We start from the raw sequence: 17,745 nt of genomic DNA, 5'->3' as shown, positions 1-17,745 counted from the left end.
GCGGCAGAGTTGGTGGATAAATGGATTCCGGGTTCGCGACTTCGTCGCGCCCCGGAATGACGAGAGCAATTACTTCTTCTTCGGCTCCCAGGCTTCCGTCGGTCCGCCGGCATCGCGCCAGGCGGCAAAGCCGCCGGCGATGTGGGCGACAGGCTTGAGACCCATGTCTTGCGCGGTCTTGGCGGCGAGCGCGGAGCGCAGGCCGCCGGCGCAGTGAAACACGAACTTCTTGTCCTCCTGGAAGATCGGCTTGGCGTAGGGGCTCTGCGGATCGATCCAGAATTCGAGCATGCCGCGGGTGCAGGAGAATGCACCGGGAATGCGGCCCTCGCGCTCGATCTCGCGGGGATCTCTGATATCGACGATGACGACGTCGCCATTCTTGGAGATCTCGATGGCGTCCTTGGCCGAGAGCGTCTCGATCTCGGCATTGGCCTCGTCGCAAAGCTGCTTGATGCCGCGGGTGATGTTTTGGGGCATGTGGTTCTCCCTTCTTCTCTTCCGGGGCGCGCGCAGCGCGAACCCGGAATCCATTTCTCGACTAACTCTGCCGCCCGATGAATTCCGGGCTCGCCCTTCGGGCGCCCCGGAATGACCGAGGCTAGTGCGTCAATTCCTTCATCGCATTCTCCAGACCTTCGATCGTGATCGGGTACATGCGATTGGCGAAGATGCGTTTGATGATGGTGGTGGATTCCGAATAGTCCCAGTGCTTCTGCGCGACCGGGTTGAGCCACACCGTGTGCGGATAGGTGCGGATGATGCGGTCGAGCCAGACCGAGCCGGGCTCCTCGTTGACATGCTCGACCGAGCCGCCGGGCACCATGATCTCGTAAGGGCTCATCGAGGCGTCGCCGACGAACACGACCTTGTAGTCGTGCGGATATTTGTGCAGCACGTCCCAGGTCGGGGTGCGATCGGTGAAGCGGCGCTTGTTCTGCTTCCACACGCCTTCATAGAGGCAGTTGTGGAAGTAGAAATACTCCATGTGCTTGAACTCGCTCTTCGCCGCCGAGAACAGCTCCTCGACCTGCTCGATATGCGAATCCATGGAGCCGCCGATGTCGAAGAACACCAGCAGCTTCACCGCATTGCGCCGCTCGGGGCGCATGTGAACGTCGAGATAGCCGTGATTGGCGGTCTCGCGAATGGTGGTGTCGAGATCGAGCTCGTCGGGCGCGCCGGTGCGCGCGAATTTGCGCAGGCGGCGCAGCGCCACCTTGATGTTGCGGATGCCGAGCTCGACATTGCCGTCGAGATCCTTGAACTCGCGCTTGTCCCACACCTTCACGGCGCGGTTGTTGCGGTTCTTCTCCTGGCCGATGCGGACGCCTTCGGGATTGTAGCCATGCGCGCCGAACGGCGAGGTGCCGGCCGTGCCGATCCATTTCGAGCCGCCTTGATGGCGGCCCTTCTGCTCCTCGAGGCGCTTCTTCAAGGTCTCCATGAGCTTGTCCCAGCCCATGGCTTCGATCTGCTTCTTCTCTTCCTCGGAAAGGTATTTTTCGGCGAGCTTCTTCAGCCATTCCTCGGGAATCTCCGCCTTCTCCATGGCGTCGAGCAGGCTTTCCAGCCCCTTGAACACCGTGCCGAAGACACGATCGAACTTGTCGAGATTGCGCTCGTCCTTCACCAGCGAGGCGCGCGAGAGGTAGTAGAAATTCTCGACCGAATAGTCCGACAGGTCAGCGTCGAGCGCCTCCATCAGCGTGAGGTATTCGCGCAGCGTGACGGGGACCTGCGCATCGCGCAGAGACGTGAAGAATTGCAGGAACATGGGTGACAGATTGCCCGTCGGTGGACGGACGTCAAGGGGCGCCCCTTCACCTCTCCCACAGGGAGAGGTCGGCACGCAGTGCCGGGTGAGGGGTTCTGCTTCCTCGAGGGACCTGCGCCCCCTCACCCGGATCGCAAGCGCGATCCGACTTTTCCCCGTCGGGGAGAGGTGAAGGACAATCGCGAGCCTGCGATTCAACATGGACCGGGAGGCTATTTGCTCTAGAATTGACCACCTCAACGGGTCGTTTTGGGGAATGATGCAATGGGTATTCTCGCAGCGCTCATCATTGGCGCGATCGCCGGCTGGCTGGCCGGCAAGATTGTCCACGGGGCGGGATTTGGGCTGATCGGCAACATCGTCGTCGGTATCATCGGCGCACTGGTGGCCAGCTGGGTACTGCCGCAGCTGCACATCGAGCTCGCGACCGGCACGCTCGGCTCCATCGTCGATGCCACGATCGGCGCGGTGATTGTGCTGGTGATCCTTTCGCTGATAAGACGGGTCTGAAAGCCTGACCGAACCAGGAACGGCCGCCACGTGCGGCCGTTCCCATGTCGCGACCGGGGCACTCTTCCCGCCGACGACCAACAAGGACGCGCGATGAAATTTACCGGCACCAAGGACTATGTTGCGACCGACGATCTCAAGGTCGCCGTCAATGCCTCGATCGTGCTGGAGCGGCCGCTCCTGGTGAAGGGCGAGCCCGGCACCGGCAAGACGGTGCTGGCGGAGGAAGTGGCGAAGGCGTTGAACGCGCCGCTTTTGACCTGGCACATCAAGTCCACAACCAAGGCCCAGCAGGGCCTCTACGAATACGATGCAGTGTCGCGCCTGCGCGACAGCCAGCTCGGCGATGCCCGCGTGTCCGACATCAAGAACTACATCAAGCGCGGCAAGCTGTGGGAAGCCTTCACGGCCGAGCAGCGCCCGGTGCTCCTGATCGACGAGATCGACAAGGCCGACATCGAATTCCCCAACGATTTGCTGCTCGAGCTCGACCGCATGGAATTCCATGTCTACGAGACCGGCGAGACCATCAAGGCCAAGCAGCGCCCGATCATGATGATCACCTCCAACAACGAGAAGGAGCTGCCGGACGCCTTCCTGCGCCGCTGCTTCTTCCACTACATCAAGTTCCCCGATGCCGACACGATGGGGCGCATCGTCGACGTCCACTTCCCCGGCATCAAGAAGCGCCTGGTCGAGGAAGCCTTGCGCATCTTCTTCGAGGTGCGCGAGGTGCCCGGCCTGAAGAAGAAGCCGTCGACCTCCGAGCTTTTGGACTGGCTCAAGCTTCTGCTCAACGAGGACATGAGCGTCGAGCAGCTTAGGGAACGCGACCCGCGCAAACTGATCCCGCCGCTGCACGGCGCGCTGCTGAAGAACGAGCAGGACGTGCACCTGTTCGAGCGACTGGCGTTCTTGAGCAGAAGGGAAGTGTGAGGCGAGCTACGGCGAATCTCACGGTGCCGTAGGGTGAGCAAACGCGCGACGCGCCGTGCCCACCAATCGGTAACGACACGCAAGATACGTGGGGACGCTTCGCTTTGCCCACCCTACGATATCCGCGTCCGGGGCACGGGAGTGCAGTGTGACGCACCATCATCTCCACATCGTCATTGCGAGCGCAGCGAAGCAATCCAGAATCCTTCCGCGGAAAGACTCTGGATTGCTTCGCTGCGCTCGCAATGACGGAGTATGAGGCAGCATCGCCGCTCGTTCAGCTCGCACTTTGACTCGCAGACATACCTTCGCATCCTCGCGGCTGATCCCGCCCGAGCTTTGCTTCGTTCCGTCACCCCCAAGAACAGAGGGTGCAGGGAAGGCCGGGTGCCGACTGAGCACCCACGGTCCGCTGTGCGCGTGTAGCGCAATGAGAAATGCACAGCGGCATACAGGTGAAGCCGAACACACGGCCTTCCCTGCGCGATGGTCGGACGGCTTATGCCGCGCTCTCCCGGGAGCCGAATTCCTTCTGGCCTCCCTCGCCTTGCGGAAGTCACCGGCACCGCGCCGGTTGACGCTGCTGCCGCATCCGCAAGACTTGACCGTAGCGACGACGGCCGGGACCACACGGTTTTGCCGTACGCGGACGACCCTGCTTCGCCAAGAGGCTTCGCAGGGCTTCGGCGCCGTTCGTACAACGCGGCTTGCAAGTCGCTCACGGGGCTCGGCTCAATCCATCGCCCCGCCCTGCGACCCGCATCCGCGACGACGCTGCCCACGTCCACCGCAGCCCGATCCGCGGCTCGTGACGACGTACGACCGCCCCTCTTCGCCGGATCAGGATGGGCGAAACATACGACAAATCCGAATTTCGGCAAAGCGGAATATTTTTGTACGGAGGGGTTGACGGGGTGGCGGGTGTTTTGCCCGACGGGTCGTCTCGTAGGGTGGGTTACGCCAGCGGATTGCGCTTCGCGCAACCCGCTAGCTAACCCACCCTACGCTGCTGTTCCCACCGCCGTCTCCGGAATCCGCGTGGCTTCCATCGGGGCCTTGCCGCGGATCAAATCGGAGGCGCGGTCGGCGATCATCATCGTCGATGCGTTGAGGTTCGCCGAGATCATGCGAGGCATCACCGAGGCGTCGATGACGCGGAGGCCTTCGAGGCCGTGGACGCGGAGCTGGTCGTCGACGACGGCCCAGGTCGAGTCCGCCGGGCCCATGCGGCAGGTGCAGCCGGGGTGGAAAGTCGTGGTGCCCCGCTCTGTTGCCGCGTGCAAAAACTCGTCGTCGGTGACGACGTTGGGGCCGGGGAAATCCTCATAGGCGTAATAGGGCGACAGCGGCGCGCTCTTCAAGAGCCGCCGCGCCAGCTTCATGCCGCCGACGATGACGCGGCGGTCGAGCTCGGCATCGAGATAATTGGTCTGGATGATCGGCGGCGCGAACGGATCATTGGAGCGGATGCGGACATAGCCGCGGCTCTCCGGGCGCTGCTGCCAGGACGCCACCGTCATGCCGGGCTCGTCCTCGAGCTGGCCCTGCACCCCTTCCTTGTAGCTTGCCGGCGTGAAGGTGAGCTGGAGGTCGGACGACTCCGCGCTCTCGCCGGAGTGCCAGAAGCAATAGACCATGGTCGGGGACAGCGAGAGCAGGCCGCGGCGTGCGGTGGCCCATTTCATCGCCTCGACCCAGAGCCGCCAGCCGCGGCGAAGCTCGTTGATGGTCTTGATGTCCTTGACCCGCGCCACCGTGCGCGGGGCGTAGTGGTCCTGCAGCCCCTCGCCGACCGGCAGCGCGTGACGCACCTTGATGCCATGGGCGTTCAGCAGGTCGGGCGAGCCGATGCCGGAGAGCTGCAACAGCTGCGGCGAATTATAGGTGCCGCCGGCGAGGATCACCTCCTTGTTGGCGCGCACCTCCACCGGCGTGCCGCCGCGACCGCCCTTGCTGTAGCGTACGCCGACGGCGCGCTTGCCCTCGAAGATGATCTCGGTCGCATGCGCATGCGTGTGCACATGCACGTTCGGCCGCTTCATCGCCGGCTTCAGGAAAGCGGTCGCGCCGGAGACGCGCAGGCCGTTGTTGATGGTGCGCTGGCAATAGGAGACGCCTTCCTGGGTCCTGCCGTTGTAGTCAGGGTTGCGCGGAATGCCGAGCGAGACCGCGCCTTCCATGAAGGCCTCGCAGAGCGGATCGCGCCAGTCCATCGTGGTGACGATGAGGTTGCCGTCGCGGCCGCGATAGATGTCCTCGCCTTCGCCGATCCGCTTCTCCAGCCGGCGGAAGTAGGGCAGCACGTCGGCATAGCCCCAGCCGCGATTGCCCATCTGCGCCCAGGTGTCGAAATCCATGCGCTGGCCGCGGTTGTAGATGTGGCCGTTGATCGAGGACGAGCCGCCGAGCGTCTTGCCGCGCGGCGCGTAGATGCTGCGCCCATTGGTGTAGGGCCCGGGCTCCTGCTGATAGGCCCAGTTGATGCTCTTCATGTGGAAGGTCTTGATGAAACCCGCCGGCAGATGGATGTAGGGGTGCCAGTCGTTCGGCCCCGCTTCGAGCACGCAGACGCTGGTGTTGGGATCTTCGCTGAGCCTGGAGGTGAGGACGCAACCGGCCGAACCCGCGCCAACAATCACATAGTCAAATCTATCCATGGTGCCTGCGCCTTTAAAGCGAAATGAGTCTTGATTGAATCGGTGCCTGAAGCTCGCGCCCCTTCACCTCTCCCGGAGGGAGAGGTCGATTTGCGCAGCAAATCGGGTGAGGGCTTCAGGTCCCACGAGAGACCGGTCCCCTCACCCGCGCCTTCGGCGCGACCTCTCCCTATGGGAGAGGTCATCGAGCCCGCGGCGGCATTGGTGCGAAAAGCATGCATGAAAACTAGCGCGGCTTGTCGTTGAGTTGATATTCCAGATGCGCCTTCACCGTCGGCCATTCGGCGGCGGTGATGCTGTACACGACGGTGTCGCGCAGCGTGCCGTTGGGCGCGACCTGGTGGCTGCGCAAAATGCCGTCCTGCCTGGCGCCGAGACGCTCGATGGCGCGGCGGCTCTGGTGGTTGAAGAAATGGGTGCGGAATTCCACCGCGATGCAGTTCAGCGCCTCGAAGGCGTGGGTGAGCAGCAGCAGCTTGCACTGCGTGTTGAGCGGGCCGCGCTGCACGCTCTTGCCATACCAGGTCGAGCCGATCTCGACGCGGCGGTTGTTGGCGTCGATGTTCATGTAGGTCGTCATGCCGACGATGTTGCCGCCGGCGTCGAACACCGTGAATGGCAGCATCGAGCCAGCGGCCTGAAGGCCGAGGCGGCGGTCGATCTCCTTGCCCATGTTCTCGGGCAGCGGGATCGCGGTGTACCAGAGCTTTGACAGCTCGCCGTCCTTCACGGCCTCGGTCAGCCCCGCAAGGTGCTGTTTCGACAGCGGCTCGAGACGGGCGTGCTGTCCACGCAGGGTGATGGGATCAGGCCAGGGCATTCGATCGTCCTCATGGTTGTCATTCCGGGATGGTCCGCAGGACCAGACGCGGAATCTCGAGATCCCGGGTTCGGCTCTTCGAGCCGCCCCGGGATGACGATGGCGTACTACGCCATCGTCACTTATTCAGAAAATTCAACGGCAAACCGCTGCGCGGCCAGTCCATGACGATCAGCTCGCCCTTGCCTGACAGCGTGATATAGGCGGTCTTCAGCTCGGGGCCGCCGAAGGCGATGTTGGTGGTGACGCGGTCGCCGGTCGGGACCTGCTCGACCAGGGCGCCGTCGGGCGCGACCACCGAGATGCAGCCGGAGACGAGCGTGGCGACGCAGACATTGCCGTTGGCCTCGACCGCGAGCGAGTCGAACATCTGGTAGCCGCCAAGGCCGCAGATCGGCTTGCCCCGCTCGCCGCGATAGATCGCCTCGCGCGGCTTGAGCACGCCGGGCGCGGAGAGCTCATAGGCCCAGAGCCGGGCCGTCGGCGTCTCCGCGATGTAGACGGTGTTCTCGTCCGGCGACAGGCCAATGCCGTTGGCCGGCAGCACGCCGTGCACGATTTCGACGATCTCGGTCATGCCGGGCTTGAGATAGTACATGCCGCCGACATCCATCTCGCGGGGACGGCGCTTGCCGAGATCGGAGAACCAGAGGCCGCCATGCTTGTCGAAGACGAGATCGTTCGGCCCGCGCAGATCGTGCGCGCCGCATTTGGTCACGACGGTCTCGACCTTGCCCGTTTGCAGATCGACGCGCTGGATCGACCCGCCGAGATAATCCTCCGGCTGCGGGCCCGGCATGATAATCTTGCCGGTCGGAATCCAGGAGAAGCCGCCATTGTTGCAGATGTAGATTTTTCCGTCCGGGCCAAGTGCGGCGCCGTTCGGCCCGCCCGGCACCTTAGCGACGACCTCCTTGCGGCCATCAGGATAGACCCGGGTCAGGCGCTGGCCACGGATTTCCACCAGCACGACCGAACCATCCGGCATCACGACGGGGCCTTCCGGGAATTCGAGGTCGGTGGCGAGAACGCGGATGTCAGACATGGCAGTGGACATTGGCGGGACCCTCCGGGCTGCTTGTTATGGCTTGCTCGGGATGTCCGGCACGGGCCCCGCTGGCAAGTTTTGCCAGCGGTTATGACAAAACAGGTCTCCCTTGCCAAGCAAGCGGGCGCAATGCTGCGTTGCAGCCTTATCCTTTGATGGGCACCCAGATCTCGAAGCCGCCATTGCCGCTGACCGGATCGAACTTCTCGTCGTAGCGCTCGAAATTGGGGGCGTCGGCGGCCTTGTAGCTGGAAGCCGGCAGCCATTGATTCCAGATCGCGTTGACGGTGCGGCGGATCGAGGCGACGTGGTCGCTGTGGGTGAACACCGCGTAGCGCTGCTCGGGGATACGGATGCGACTGAGCCCGCGAGGCAGATCGGAGAAGTCGGCGACCTCGACACCGGCGATGTAATCGAAATTGCCGGAATCATCGCCGTTGCAGCAGACGCCGTAAGCCACGTTGCCGATGCGCCCGGGAATGTCGGCGACCTGCTGGTGGAAGCGGGCCCACATTCCGGGGATGATGGCGCCGTTGTCGCAGGTGATGCGCTCGGCGAGGCCGGCGACGAGGAAAGCCTTGGCGGTTTCGAAGCGCGGGGCTTTGAGAGTGTCCGAGATCGTGGAGTCCATGAGGATCGGCTCCTGAAGCTTGAGCTGGCTTGTGCACGTCGCCGCTCTGACCGCTTCGGGCGTGGTGCCGAACTGGTCGCGGAACGCGCGGGTGAACGCTTCGTGCGAGCCGTAATCCGCCTCCAGGGCGACGCCGAGAATGTCCGGCGCGCCGTTGGCGAGACGACGCGCCGCCTCGCTCAGCCGCCGCGCCCGCACGTAGCGCATCACCGGGAAGCCGGTGGCTGCGGCAAACGCACGCACCATGTGGAACCGCGACACGCCTCCGATCGCAGCGATCTCATCGAGCGTCATCGGCTCGGCCAGATGGCTTTCGATGTACCAGAGCGCGCGCTGGGCTGGGTTCATGGCTCAAGGCTCTCGTTCGAAGCGGGGTGATGATGCGCCCTCACCGCGCGCCTCGCTTGATCGGGATTGCTGTCGTGCCGCTAGCGCGGAACTCGTAGGGTGGGCAAAGGCGCATTAGCGCCGGCCAACGATCCGTTGCCTCATTGCCCGCGGCCGTGGGCACGCTTCGCTTTGCCCACCCGCGCCGCCTGGGGACACTGCACCATTCATTTCACCGCATCCTTCGGCGGCGGCGCATCCTGTTTCTTCTTCAGATCCTCCGCCTGCTTCGCCTGCGCGGCCTGGAGATCGCCGATGGTTTTCTGCAAACCGGCCAGCGTCACCTTCAGCGTATCGATCTGCCTCATGGCGGCATCCAGTTTCTGCTGGTGATCGAGATTGAGCTTGGTGATGGTCTTCTGGAGGAAATCGACATTGCTCTGCAGGCAGCTGGTACGCCGCTCCATAGTCTTCTCGACCGTGCAGATCTCGATGCCGGGAACGTCCTGCGCCGCGACCCGCGTAGGCGCGACGAGCGGTAACATGGCGAAACAAACAGCGGCGATCCGGCGCGGCATCCAGGTTCCTCATCATCGATCACGGCAATGTGCGCCGATTGCGCAGAGCCGCGTGAGGCTACCACACTGGCACCGCATTCTCGCGTTGAGCTTGGCACGTTCCCTCGGATGATCCTTTGGATGGGGAGCAGGAAACCGCGCGCGGAAGAGGTGGGCGCTCTTTCCGCGGCTTTGATTAGGGGAGATTTTTGGAATGGCAACGCGTGATAGACGTCTGGCTGAATTCGATGGCGCCGGAGAACCGCCACCTGGTCTGCCGGTCGAAGTGCTGTGTGAGGACCACAGTGGAACGTATCAACTGCCGTTCGCCTGCCGCTATGTCGAGGGCCGCTGGCAGAACCACGTGGCCGGCGTCCCGGTGGAAGCCACCGTCATCGGCTGGCGCGTGCCGCGCGTGAAGCATTCCGGCGCGGCTTGACGGGCGCCTCTGTCTCAAAATGCAACGGCGCCGCGCTCCACCTTAACGAACGGAACGCGGCCCGAACGAATCACGTCCGAATCAGCCTGGTGGCTCCGTACGCGGCTGTTCACGGCTAGATGTCGACAAAGTACTGATGGCACGCACAATATCTGCCCAGCGCGCGAGCTGGCCGCCGCCGCAGACCGTCCGCAAAAGTTAATCATCGCAAGGACATAGAGGCAGGCGGGGACGCTGGCCGCATCCGCTCCGGAAACAGGCAAGGCGCTGCGCGGCCTGCCTAATATTCGACCTCGAGCTCCTCGATCTCGGCCGGCTCGTCCTTGGCCGCCGCGATCCACTCCCTCATCTCGGGCATGCCCATGATGGTGTCGGCATAGGTCTTCAGAAGCGGCTCGAGCTTGACGTCATAGGTGACGAAGCGCGTCACCACGGGCGCGTACATCGCATCCGCCATGGTGCGTTTCTCGCCGAACAGGAACGGGCCGCCTGATTTCGCCAGGCAGTCGCGCCAGATGGACCAGACGCGGTCGATGTCGGCCTGCGCGCGCGACCAGATCTTGAAGCCGGGGAAGTGCCCCTTCAGGTTCACCGGCAGCGAGGCGCGCAGCGTGGTGAAACCGGAATGGATTTCGCCGCAGATGGAGCGGCAATGCGCACGCTGAACGCGATCATCAGGCAGCAGCCCGGCTGACGGCATCACCTCGTTGAGATATTCGGCGATCGCGAGCGTATCCCAGACCGTCGCGCCCTCGTGCCGCAGGCAGGGCACCAGGATCGAGGACGACAGCAACAGGATTTCAGCACGCGCCGATGCGTCATCAGGCGCGGTGATGATCTCCTCGAAATCGAGCCCGGAAAATTTCGTCAGCAGCCAGCCACGCAGCGACCAGGATGAATAGTTCTTGCTGCTGATGGTCAGTGTCGCCTTCACCATAGGGCCCTTCCCTCACGTTTCCGACCCAACGCGCAGCAAGCGACGTGCCAATTCCAGGAGGGCGGCGACGTCTCGTCTGGCTTCGATATTGCATGGAAGCAGCGGATAAGTGGGCGCTTCAGTATGATGTCGATGTATTATCAGGCTTTTCAGAACCAGATGGATTTGACGGCGCCGTTGCGGGCGGGAGCCTCCTCGGCGCTGAAATTCCTCAATCTGGTACCGCAGGGGATGTCGGACCAGGCCGTCGGCCGGCTCTCGGCGGCGCTGGAGCTGATCTCGCGCTCCACCCTCACCTATGACCGCCCGGCCTACGGCATCGACAGCGTGACGGTCGGCAATCGCGAGGTCGGCGTGACCGAGGAGATCGCTTACGCCACGCCATTCGGCTCGCTGCTGCATTTCAAAAAAGACGGCGCGAGCGAGCAGCCGCGTATGCTGCTGGTGGCGCCGATGTCCGGCCATTTCGCCACGCTGTTGCGCGGCACCGTGAAGACGCTGCTGCAGGACCACGATGTCTACATCACCGACTGGCACAATCCGCGCGACATTCCGCGCAGCGAGGGCCGCTTCGGGCTCGACGATTACACCGAGCATCTGATCGACTTCCTGGGACAGCTCGGCCCGCGCCCACATATGGTGGCGATCTGCCAGCCGTCAGTCTCGGCGCTCGCGGCCGCCGCCATCATGTGCGAGGGCAACCATCCCTCGCGCCCCGCAACGCTGACGCTGATGGCGGGCCCGATCGACACGCGGATCCAGCCGACCAAGGTCAACGAGTTCGCCAAGAGCAAGCCGATCGAATGGTTCGAGCGCAACCTGATCAACTTCGTGCCGGTGCAATGCCGCGGCGCATTCCGGAAAGTCTATCCCGGCTTCGTGCAGCTCACCGCCTTCGTGTCGATGAATCTCGAGCGGCACATCAAGCAGCACATGGATCTCGCCAACCACATCGCCAAGGGCGAGAAGGAGAAGGCGGCGACCATCAAGACCTTCTACGACGAATATTTCGCGGTGATGGATCTGCCGGCCGAATTCTACATCGAGACCGTGCGCGACGTGTTTCAGGAGCATCTCTTGCCGCTGGGCAAGCTGATGCATCGTGGCCGCCCCGTCGACACCAGGGCCGTCAGCCGCATGGGGCTGATGACGGTGGAAGGCGAGAAGGACGACATCTGCTCGATCGGCCAGACGCTCGCCGCCCAGGACCTCTGCACCGGCGTGCGCGCCTATCGCCGCGTCCACCACATGCAGGCCGGCGTCGGCCATTACGGCGTGTTCTCCGGCAAGCGCTGGAACAACGAGATCTATCCGCTGCTGCGGGACTTCGTGCACGTGAATTCGTGAGGCGCGCGGCGGCACACGACAGCTGCTCTTCAAGCCCGTATCGAGCCGGGCCAGGCGATGACTTGTCCTGACATCACAAGGCGGTTGCGTCCGCTCTCCTTGGCGGCGTAGAGCGCCTTGTCCGCAGCCGCTATCAACGAGGTGCAATCCGCCTTGTCGTCGAACGACATATGTGTGGCGCCACCAATACTGAGGGTGACCTGCTTGGATGGCGCGTTGAGCGCGTGCAGGATGCCGAGGTCCTGAATCGCCTGCCGGATTCGCTCGCCGACCTGCTCGCATCCTCCCATGTCGGTATTTGGTAGCAGCAAGGCGAATTCCTCACCACCATACCGAGCGGCTAAGTCTGCCGGCCGCCTGGCCTGCTCCGCCAGGACCCCGGCGATCGAGCGAAGACATGCATCGCCCGCCTGATGCCCATACTGATCATTGAAACTCTTGAAATGATCGGCGTCCATCAGCAACAGTGACAGAGGCCTTCCTTCGCGCCTGGCCCGGTCCCATTCCGCCTCCAGCCGCTCGTCGAAGTGTCTGCGGTTTGCCAAGGCCGTCAGGCCATCCGAGCTGGCGAGAGCCGCCAGCCTATCTTCCAGGTCTTTACGTTCGGTCATGTCGCGCGAGATCGCCACCACGCCGTTAATGTCCCCACTCTGCGCATCCCTGGCGATGCGCAGCGCGGTTTCGATCCAGACCTCGCCTTTCTCGCGATGCCGAGTGCGATAAGTGATTCTAGCCTCCTCCGCTTCGCCGTTCATCAACGCGGAGATCGTCTCCCCAACCCGCGTCAGATCCGCCGGATTTATGCCGGCGAGGGCCGACGTATCCACCAATTCGTTCGGAGCCCAGCCGAGAACTCGCGCGCTGGACGGCGATGCGTAGAGGATCCGTCCATCAACCGCTATGCGCATGACCATGTCTCCCGACTGCTCCGCGAGCAGACGAAAATCCGCCTCCTTGGCGATCAGAGCAGCGGCCATCTTCTGCCGCAGGTGCAACTGGCGCACCAGCAAAAGCCCCCCAACAGCGAGCCCTCCTATCAGTCCCAGCACCGCAGCCATGCGCGTCAGCGCCGCTCTGCGCCAGGGGGCCAAGACGTCGTCTTCCGATTCCGTCGCAACCACGAGAACAGGGTAGCGACTGCTGAGTTGATAAAAGCTTAGACGCCGAACGCCGTCGAGAGGCGATGTGAAGTAGTAGACGTCCGCAGCCGGCCGCTCATGGATAATCTTGAGGAGCGGAGCACTCGACAGATCGCGGCCCGTATATCCGTTGTCCGGGCTACGCGCGAGGATAATGCCGTTTGCCGTCGCCAGTGCAATTGAACCGTTCTGGCCAACGTCGAATCCGCGATAGAATTGTAAGAAATAGTCGACATCGATCGTGGTAAGAGACACTCCGGCAAAACTGCCGTCAGGATGATTGAAGCGCCTTGACGCTGTGATGATCCATTGCCCGCCCGACCTGCTCCTCACCGGAGGCCCAATGAAAGTTCCCCGCTCAGCCACGGCGCGATGATGCTGGAAATACTCGCGGTCGCTGTCGTTGAGGCTGGCGAAATCCACGGGCTCGCTGGTTGCGAGCCTGCGCCCGGCCTCGTCATAGATGAACACAGCGCGGATCCGGTTCGCGGCTTTGCGCCGGGAAAGAAAAGTCTGAATCTTGGCGATCGCCGCCGGGCTGGTTCCCTCGAGTTCGAGTTGGCCGACCAACACATTGAGAACGGTGTCCGCAAGTTCGAACGTATCGTCCGCGTGTTGCGTCACCGACCGGGCAAGATTGGCCATGTCTGTTTCGGAGGCCTTCAGCAGCGTCTGTCGCGAGGACCACTCGCGCCAGCCGCTGAGCGCGACAATCGCCAGGCAAGCGGCCGCCACGAATGCGGAGGCCCAGAGCGTCGGACGCCCTTTGCGAAGGTCGCTGCGGTGATCGATCAAGAGAGGCTCCCTGCACCCTCAAGCCCGTAAACGCCTTGGGCTAAGGGATGGTTGCTCGTTCCGGTTGAGATTTTTGGCAGAGCACCGGAAGGAGACTGACGCCATCGACGAGCGGCTTGACCGTCGATCGATGGCCCGTGGACTGGTCCGACGAGAAGGACAACACGGCAATCAGCTCGGCGCGACGGCCTCGATCACTGTGCCGGCCACTCGGCCAAAGCCAGGTTCCGTGAAACTCGTCGGATGCAGGCTTCGTACCCCGGCAAGATGTGCAAAATCGTCTGTCCGCGGTTGAGGCCGAATGACCATGCTCTCTGCCGGCAGACGCTCGGTCGGCGGGAGCGGCGCGGGCTTCGCGCCGCCTGCAACAATATGGGGCAACGGCGCGGCCATTGACCAGATGTTCTTGAGCATCGCCCTGTTCACCGAGCACGCGACGACATCGTTTCGCTTCAGACGGGCGACGGTAAAGAGCTTGCGGATCAGCAGGTCTCGTTCAAGCGACTGCGGCAATTTGAACCGCACCCCGATGAGCCGGCTTCTTTGTTGCGCAATCACCGCATCGACCCAACCCACTTGCATGATGTGCACGCGCAGCGGTTCTCCGGCGCGAGGACAGTCAATGCCGGAGCCGAGCGTAACGCCGGCGCCGGAGAGGGAGATGTTGCTCACGCGCCCGGAGAGCTGCTCGCCGGTCCCGGTCTGGATCAAGACCGTTTCGTCGATGTCGAAACGCTCCTCGGTACGTCCCATCCGCGCCTGCAGCGAGGTCATGCAGACGAAGAAAAGCACGATGATGTTCACGACCGACCAGAAGGCGACCATCGGTAGAGCCGCCGGATGATCGATCACCCGCCATTCCGGGATCGTGTTCAGAACCACACCGACAACCGTCAACGCCATCAGGATCGCCGACGGCCAGAATATCTCCGCAGCGTAACTTGCACGCCGCGCCGCAGCGCCCTTGGGCGTCACCCTGAACGCATGTCCCGTCGGCTTGACGAGAGTCCCCAGCACCGTTGGCAGGAGCTTGAAGCTCTGGATCGTCGCCGACACCTGAGCGGCGAGCGGAAAATGCACGTGCGGCGCAAACCAGGAGATGCCGCCGTTGAGCGCCAGGATCGCGGGAAACAAGTAAAAGAACACCGATTCGGGGGTGACGTCGACGACAGGCGCCAGGCCGGTCCACATGAACACGATCGGAACCACCACAACCATGAGCGCCCGCAAGCCCAATGAGAGCCAATGCGTCGGAAAGAAGAGAAGCCGATGCATCAAGCCCAGTCCGGGGCCGAGCGGGCCGGCGGCGAGGTACAGCGTCTGGATCGCGCCACGCGCCCAGCGTTGCCGCTGCACGAAAAAGGCATCAAGGCTTTCCGGCGCCAGTCCAATCGCCAGCGGTTCGCAGAGATAGCGGGTGACGTATCCCTTGCGCAGCAGGACGAGCGTCAACAGGATGTCTTCCGTAATGGACTGGGTCGGCAAGGCATCGCCCACCGCGCGGAGTGCTGCGCGACGCGTGACGGAGTTGGAACCACAACAGAAGGCACCATCCCAGCCGTCGCGCGCGGGCATGATGGAATCGAAGAAGAACCGTTGTTCGTCCGGCAGTCCCCTGTGCAGGCCGAGATTCGCCTGCATCGGGTCCTCATTGTAGAAGGCGTGCGGGATCTGAACGATTCCGACCTTTGAATCAGCGAAGAAGCCCATCGTGCGCATCAGGAAATTGCGCTGCGGCACGAAGTCCGCATCAAAGATCGCGAAGAACTCGCCGCTCGTCTTGGTCAGCGCATGATTGATATTGCCGGCCTTGGCATTCAAGCTGTCGGCGCGCGTGAGATAGCCGGCGCCCTTTTGCGTGCAGAGTGCCCTGAGCCAAGGCCTGCGACCATCATCCAAGACCCAGACCTGGATGTTTGGATAGTCCAGACACAGCGCGCCCGTGATCGTCTTTTCCAGCACCTCGAATGGCTCGTCATAGGTCGGAATAAAGACGTCCACCGAGGGCATCTCGTCGTCCGGCAGGCTGCGCAGCCGACGCTCGTGCTGATCTGCTTCGCTTCGACGATCGGTCCTGCGAAGGAACGTCAGATAGAGAATGAACTGATCTGTGAAGGTCAGAAGCTCGACGAACAGGCAGAACCAGATCCAGCCGACCTGATACCAGGTCCCGCCTGCCGGCAGCACGGTGGTGAAAATACGCCACTCGAGATAGCGGGCGACCACAAGCCAAACCACGACGAAGACCGCGACACGCGCCCAAGGGCGCGCGACCGGGAAGGTCGGCGCCAACAGGTACATTACGGCAAAGATGGCCATCATCGGCGCGAACAGCTGAGAGAAAGGCAGAGTCATGGCCTGCATGGAACAGCTCGCTCACAGGGACGATTGGTCGAGTTCCAGGCGAGCGGTCAGCCATTTCAACTTCGAGCTGACCAATCGTAGCAGGCCGTCGGCTCTGCGCTCGAAGCGCACCTCAGCCAGCCGTCCGATATCGCAGGAGCCGTTGCGGTCGGCCGACGTCTCATTGGGCGGAAGCGATATCTCAATGGTAATGTTGCCGGGATCAGGCCGCGGCACCCGAGCCGCAAGCAGCCGATCATCGCCGTACGCCGCCGATCCGCGGACCTGCCGGATCTGGCCGGTCTTCCATTCGCGGCTCCCAATCAGGCGGACGGTAGCCGCATCTCCGGCCTTGATCTTCTCGAAATCGCGCTCGGGTAGTTCAACAACGATAAACCGCCGTTCGCAATCTGCGAAGTCGAAGACCGACTGTCCTTCCGTGACCATCGAGCCCGGGCTGGCCGCGACCGACCAGACCACATGGGCCGCGGGCAAGGACAGATCGTAGTGATCGAGACGATCAAGTCGAGTGCGCTCCTCTGCGATTTCCGCAGCCAGCTGCGCGGCACGTGAGCTGTTCTGCAACAGGTCCGTCTCGAGCTCCTGTCGGCGGAGGACAAGCCGCTCGCGCTGCTGCTGAGAATAGGGCACGTCATTGGCATCGCCACGAAGATAAATGCCCTTCTCGGCCGCCCCCAGTTCCGTCCTGAGGCGCTGCAGGCGTTGATCGGCCATCTGGCACCGCGTTGCAGTTGCCTCCTGCGAGGCCTGGGCCTCACCGGAGCGGATCTGCGAACTGATGCCGAGCTTCACGAGCCTCTCCATCCGGCCCGCGACATCGTTCCGCTGTCGCGCCTCAGCGAGACAGCCGCCTTTCTCAACTTCGGTTTCACCGATCTCGTGGCTCAGGCGCGTCACCATCCCCGAACGATAGTCGTCGCTGCGCTCGCGGAGCTTGCGATCGAGCTCGGCGATTTCCTCGAGTTGCCGACGTGCGAGCTCGGCGCGTTTGGTGGACACGGCAAGCTGCTGGTCAAGGTCCATGAAGTGCCTGCGATCCGGCGAACGCGCCTCGACCAGCGGCACCATCCGGGTGTGCTCGAAATATTCACCCTTGCGTGGAAGATCTGACGAAAGCTGACCCGCCATCGGCGCAGTCACCCGCATAAGCTCGGCATTGACATAGGCGGAGGGAGCGATTCGGTAGGTCACATACGGCAACAGGGCCCATCCGCTGAGAGCGATAATCCCAAGCGCCAGGGATCGGCGAACGATCCGGCTGCGAATGAAACGTTCGACATGCAAGCGAACCACGACTGGATCTCCAATGAGCTTTGGTCGCTTCGACTGCCGCTGCGAAGGCGACAATCGCCGCATGGCCTGGGCGTTGGCATGAAGTCGGCGCCTTGAGGCAAGGAGCAATCCGACAACATTGCCGCTGGCCGAAATCAAAATTCGCCGCCGAAGCAGACTCGCCCTCGC

General features: G+C 63.0%; 15 protein-coding genes. 4 read left to right on the top strand and 11 right to left on the bottom strand.

What is annotated here, in order from left to right; genetic code table 11:
• Nucleotides 1-69: 69 nt before the first annotated feature.
• Together XH98_RS36060 and XH98_RS36055 are read right to left on the bottom strand one after the other, a co-directional pair.
• Nucleotides 70-480 carry a rhodanese-like domain-containing protein gene (locus XH98_RS36060; RefSeq protein ID WP_057754161.1) on the bottom strand — a complete coding sequence of 137 codons (411 nt, stop codon included), beginning with the start codon at nucleotides 478-480 and terminating at the stop codon, nucleotides 70-72.
• A 121-nt stretch (nucleotides 481-601) separates the two neighbouring features.
• Nucleotides 602-1,777, bottom strand: a complete 1,176-nt coding sequence (locus XH98_RS36055; RefSeq protein ID WP_057754158.1) for a vWA domain-containing protein — start codon at nucleotides 1,775-1,777, stop codon at nucleotides 602-604.
• A gap of 264 nt (nucleotides 1,778-2,041) precedes the next feature.
• On the opposite strand from XH98_RS36055, the gene XH98_RS36050 reads away from it, so the two are divergent.
• Both XH98_RS36050 and XH98_RS36045 read left to right on the top strand, forming a co-directional pair.
• On the top strand, nucleotides 2,042-2,287 hold the full coding sequence (locus XH98_RS36050; protein ID WP_271602466.1) for a GlsB/YeaQ/YmgE family stress response membrane protein: 246 nt from the start codon (nucleotides 2,042-2,044) through the stop codon (nucleotides 2,285-2,287).
• Nucleotides 2,288-2,380: 93 nt separating this feature from the next.
• A complete protein-coding gene (locus XH98_RS36045) occupies nucleotides 2,381-3,223 on the top strand; it encodes an AAA family ATPase (RefSeq protein WP_018641030.1) in 843 nt (280 codons plus the stop codon).
• A gap of 1,001 nt (nucleotides 3,224-4,224) precedes the next feature.
• On the opposite strand, the gene XH98_RS36040 is transcribed toward XH98_RS36045, so the two are convergent.
• From XH98_RS36040 to XH98_RS36020, 5 genes are all read right to left on the bottom strand, one after another.
• On the bottom strand, nucleotides 4,225-5,880 hold the full coding sequence (locus tag XH98_RS36040) for a GMC family oxidoreductase (protein ID WP_271621369.1): 1,656 nt from the start codon (nucleotides 5,878-5,880) through the stop codon (nucleotides 4,225-4,227).
• A gap of 226 nt (nucleotides 5,881-6,106) precedes the next feature.
• The gene (locus XH98_RS36035; RefSeq protein ID WP_271602464.1) at nucleotides 6,107-6,700 is read right to left on the bottom strand and encodes a GNAT family N-acetyltransferase; all 594 of its coding nucleotides are present in this window, start codon (nucleotides 6,698-6,700) and stop codon (nucleotides 6,107-6,109) included.
• A gap of 118 nt (nucleotides 6,701-6,818) precedes the next feature.
• A complete protein-coding gene (locus XH98_RS36030; protein ID WP_271621410.1) occupies nucleotides 6,819-7,745 on the bottom strand; it encodes an SMP-30/gluconolactonase/LRE family protein in 927 nt (308 codons plus the stop codon).
• Nucleotides 7,746-7,893: 148 nt separating this feature from the next.
• Nucleotides 7,894-8,727, bottom strand: a complete 834-nt coding sequence (locus XH98_RS36025) for an AraC family transcriptional regulator (protein ID WP_271621368.1) — start codon at nucleotides 8,725-8,727, stop codon at nucleotides 7,894-7,896.
• Between the two features lie 206 nt (nucleotides 8,728-8,933).
• Nucleotides 8,934-9,284 carry a hypothetical protein gene (locus tag XH98_RS36020; protein ID WP_271621367.1) on the bottom strand — a complete coding sequence of 117 codons (351 nt, stop codon included), beginning with the start codon at nucleotides 9,282-9,284 and terminating at the stop codon, nucleotides 8,934-8,936.
• A gap of 193 nt (nucleotides 9,285-9,477) precedes the next feature.
• On the opposite strand from XH98_RS36020, the gene XH98_RS36015 reads away from it, so the two are divergent.
• Entirely contained in the window at nucleotides 9,478-9,702 is a 225-nt protein-coding gene (locus XH98_RS36015) for a hypothetical protein (RefSeq protein ID WP_220005815.1), read from the top strand.
• 280 nt (nucleotides 9,703-9,982) lie between these two features.
• Here the strand turns inward: XH98_RS36015 and XH98_RS36010 are convergent, their stop codons facing one another.
• Nucleotides 9,983-10,639, bottom strand: a complete 657-nt coding sequence (locus XH98_RS36010) for a glutathione S-transferase family protein (protein WP_271602461.1) — start codon at nucleotides 10,637-10,639, stop codon at nucleotides 9,983-9,985.
• Nucleotides 10,640-10,762: 123 nt separating this feature from the next.
• On the opposite strand from XH98_RS36010, the gene XH98_RS36005 reads away from it, so the two are divergent.
• Nucleotides 10,763-11,986 (top strand): polyhydroxyalkanoate depolymerase, encoded by a 1,224-nt coding sequence (locus XH98_RS36005; protein WP_083513980.1) that lies wholly within the window; start codon nucleotides 10,763-10,765, stop codon nucleotides 11,984-11,986.
• Nucleotides 11,987-12,015: 29 nt separating this feature from the next.
• On the opposite strand, the gene XH98_RS36000 is transcribed toward XH98_RS36005, so the two are convergent.
• The 3 genes from XH98_RS36000 to XH98_RS35990 all read right to left on the bottom strand — a co-directional run bounded on the left by XH98_RS36000 (nucleotide 12,016) and on the right by XH98_RS35990 (nucleotide 17,577).
• Entirely contained in the window at nucleotides 12,016-13,920 is a 1,905-nt protein-coding gene (locus XH98_RS36000) for a diguanylate cyclase domain-containing protein (protein ID WP_271621366.1), read from the bottom strand.
• A gap of 171 nt (nucleotides 13,921-14,091) precedes the next feature.
• Nucleotides 14,092-16,284, bottom strand: coding sequence for a glycosyltransferase (locus XH98_RS35995; protein WP_271621365.1), 2,193 nt, complete (start codon nucleotides 16,282-16,284; stop codon nucleotides 14,092-14,094).
• Between the two features lie 12 nt (nucleotides 16,285-16,296).
• The gene (locus XH98_RS35990; RefSeq protein WP_271621364.1) at nucleotides 16,297-17,577 is read right to left on the bottom strand and encodes an HlyD family efflux transporter periplasmic adaptor subunit; all 1,281 of its coding nucleotides are present in this window, start codon (nucleotides 17,575-17,577) and stop codon (nucleotides 16,297-16,299) included.
• Nucleotides 17,578-17,745: the final 168 nt, after the last annotated feature.

This window comes from Bradyrhizobium sp. CCBAU 51745 (genome assembly GCF_028128715.1).
Taxonomy (GTDB): Bacteria; Pseudomonadota; Alphaproteobacteria; order Rhizobiales; family Xanthobacteraceae; genus Bradyrhizobium; species Bradyrhizobium manausense.
The sequence above is the reverse complement of the archived record's forward strand: the minus strand, read 5'-3'. Positions and strand labels throughout refer to the sequence as shown.

What these genes read in the sequence shown, in the direction of transcription:
- XH98_RS36015 (WP_220005815.1), top strand. Translation starts at nt 9,478, where the DNA reads ATGGCAACGCGTGATAGACGTCTGGCTGAATTCGATGGCGCCGGAGAA.
- XH98_RS36025 (WP_271621368.1), bottom strand. Translation starts at nt 8,727, where the DNA reads ATGAACCCAGCCCAGCGCGCGCTCTGGTACATCGAAAGCCATCTGGCC.
- XH98_RS36020 (WP_271621367.1), bottom strand. Translation starts at nt 9,284, where the DNA reads ATGCCGCGCCGGATCGCCGCTGTTTGTTTCGCCATGTTACCGCTCGTC.
- XH98_RS36035 (WP_271602464.1), bottom strand. Translation starts at nt 6,700, where the DNA reads ATGCCCTGGCCTGATCCCATCACCCTGCGTGGACAGCACGCCCGTCTC.
- XH98_RS36050 (WP_271602466.1), top strand. Translation starts at nt 2,042, where the DNA reads ATGGGTATTCTCGCAGCGCTCATCATTGGCGCGATCGCCGGCTGGCTG.
- XH98_RS36010 (WP_271602461.1), bottom strand. Translation starts at nt 10,639, where the DNA reads ATGGTGAAGGCGACACTGACCATCAGCAGCAAGAACTATTCATCCTGG.
- XH98_RS36045 (WP_018641030.1), top strand. Translation starts at nt 2,381, where the DNA reads ATGAAATTTACCGGCACCAAGGACTATGTTGCGACCGACGATCTCAAG.
- XH98_RS36060 (WP_057754161.1), bottom strand. Translation starts at nt 480, where the DNA reads ATGCCCCAAAACATCACCCGCGGCATCAAGCAGCTTTGCGACGAGGCC.
- XH98_RS36040 (WP_271621369.1), bottom strand. Translation starts at nt 5,880, where the DNA reads ATGGATAGATTTGACTATGTGATTGTTGGCGCGGGTTCGGCCGGTTGC.
- XH98_RS36005 (WP_083513980.1), top strand. Translation starts at nt 10,763, where the DNA reads ATGATGTCGATGTATTATCAGGCTTTTCAGAACCAGATGGATTTGACG.
- XH98_RS35995 (WP_271621365.1), bottom strand. Translation starts at nt 16,284, where the DNA reads ATGCAGGCCATGACTCTGCCTTTCTCTCAGCTGTTCGCGCCGATGATG.
- XH98_RS36055 (WP_057754158.1), bottom strand. Translation starts at nt 1,777, where the DNA reads ATGTTCCTGCAATTCTTCACGTCTCTGCGCGATGCGCAGGTCCCCGTC.
- XH98_RS36030 (WP_271621410.1), bottom strand. Translation starts at nt 7,745, where the DNA reads ATGTCTGACATCCGCGTTCTCGCCACCGACCTCGAATTCCCGGAAGGC.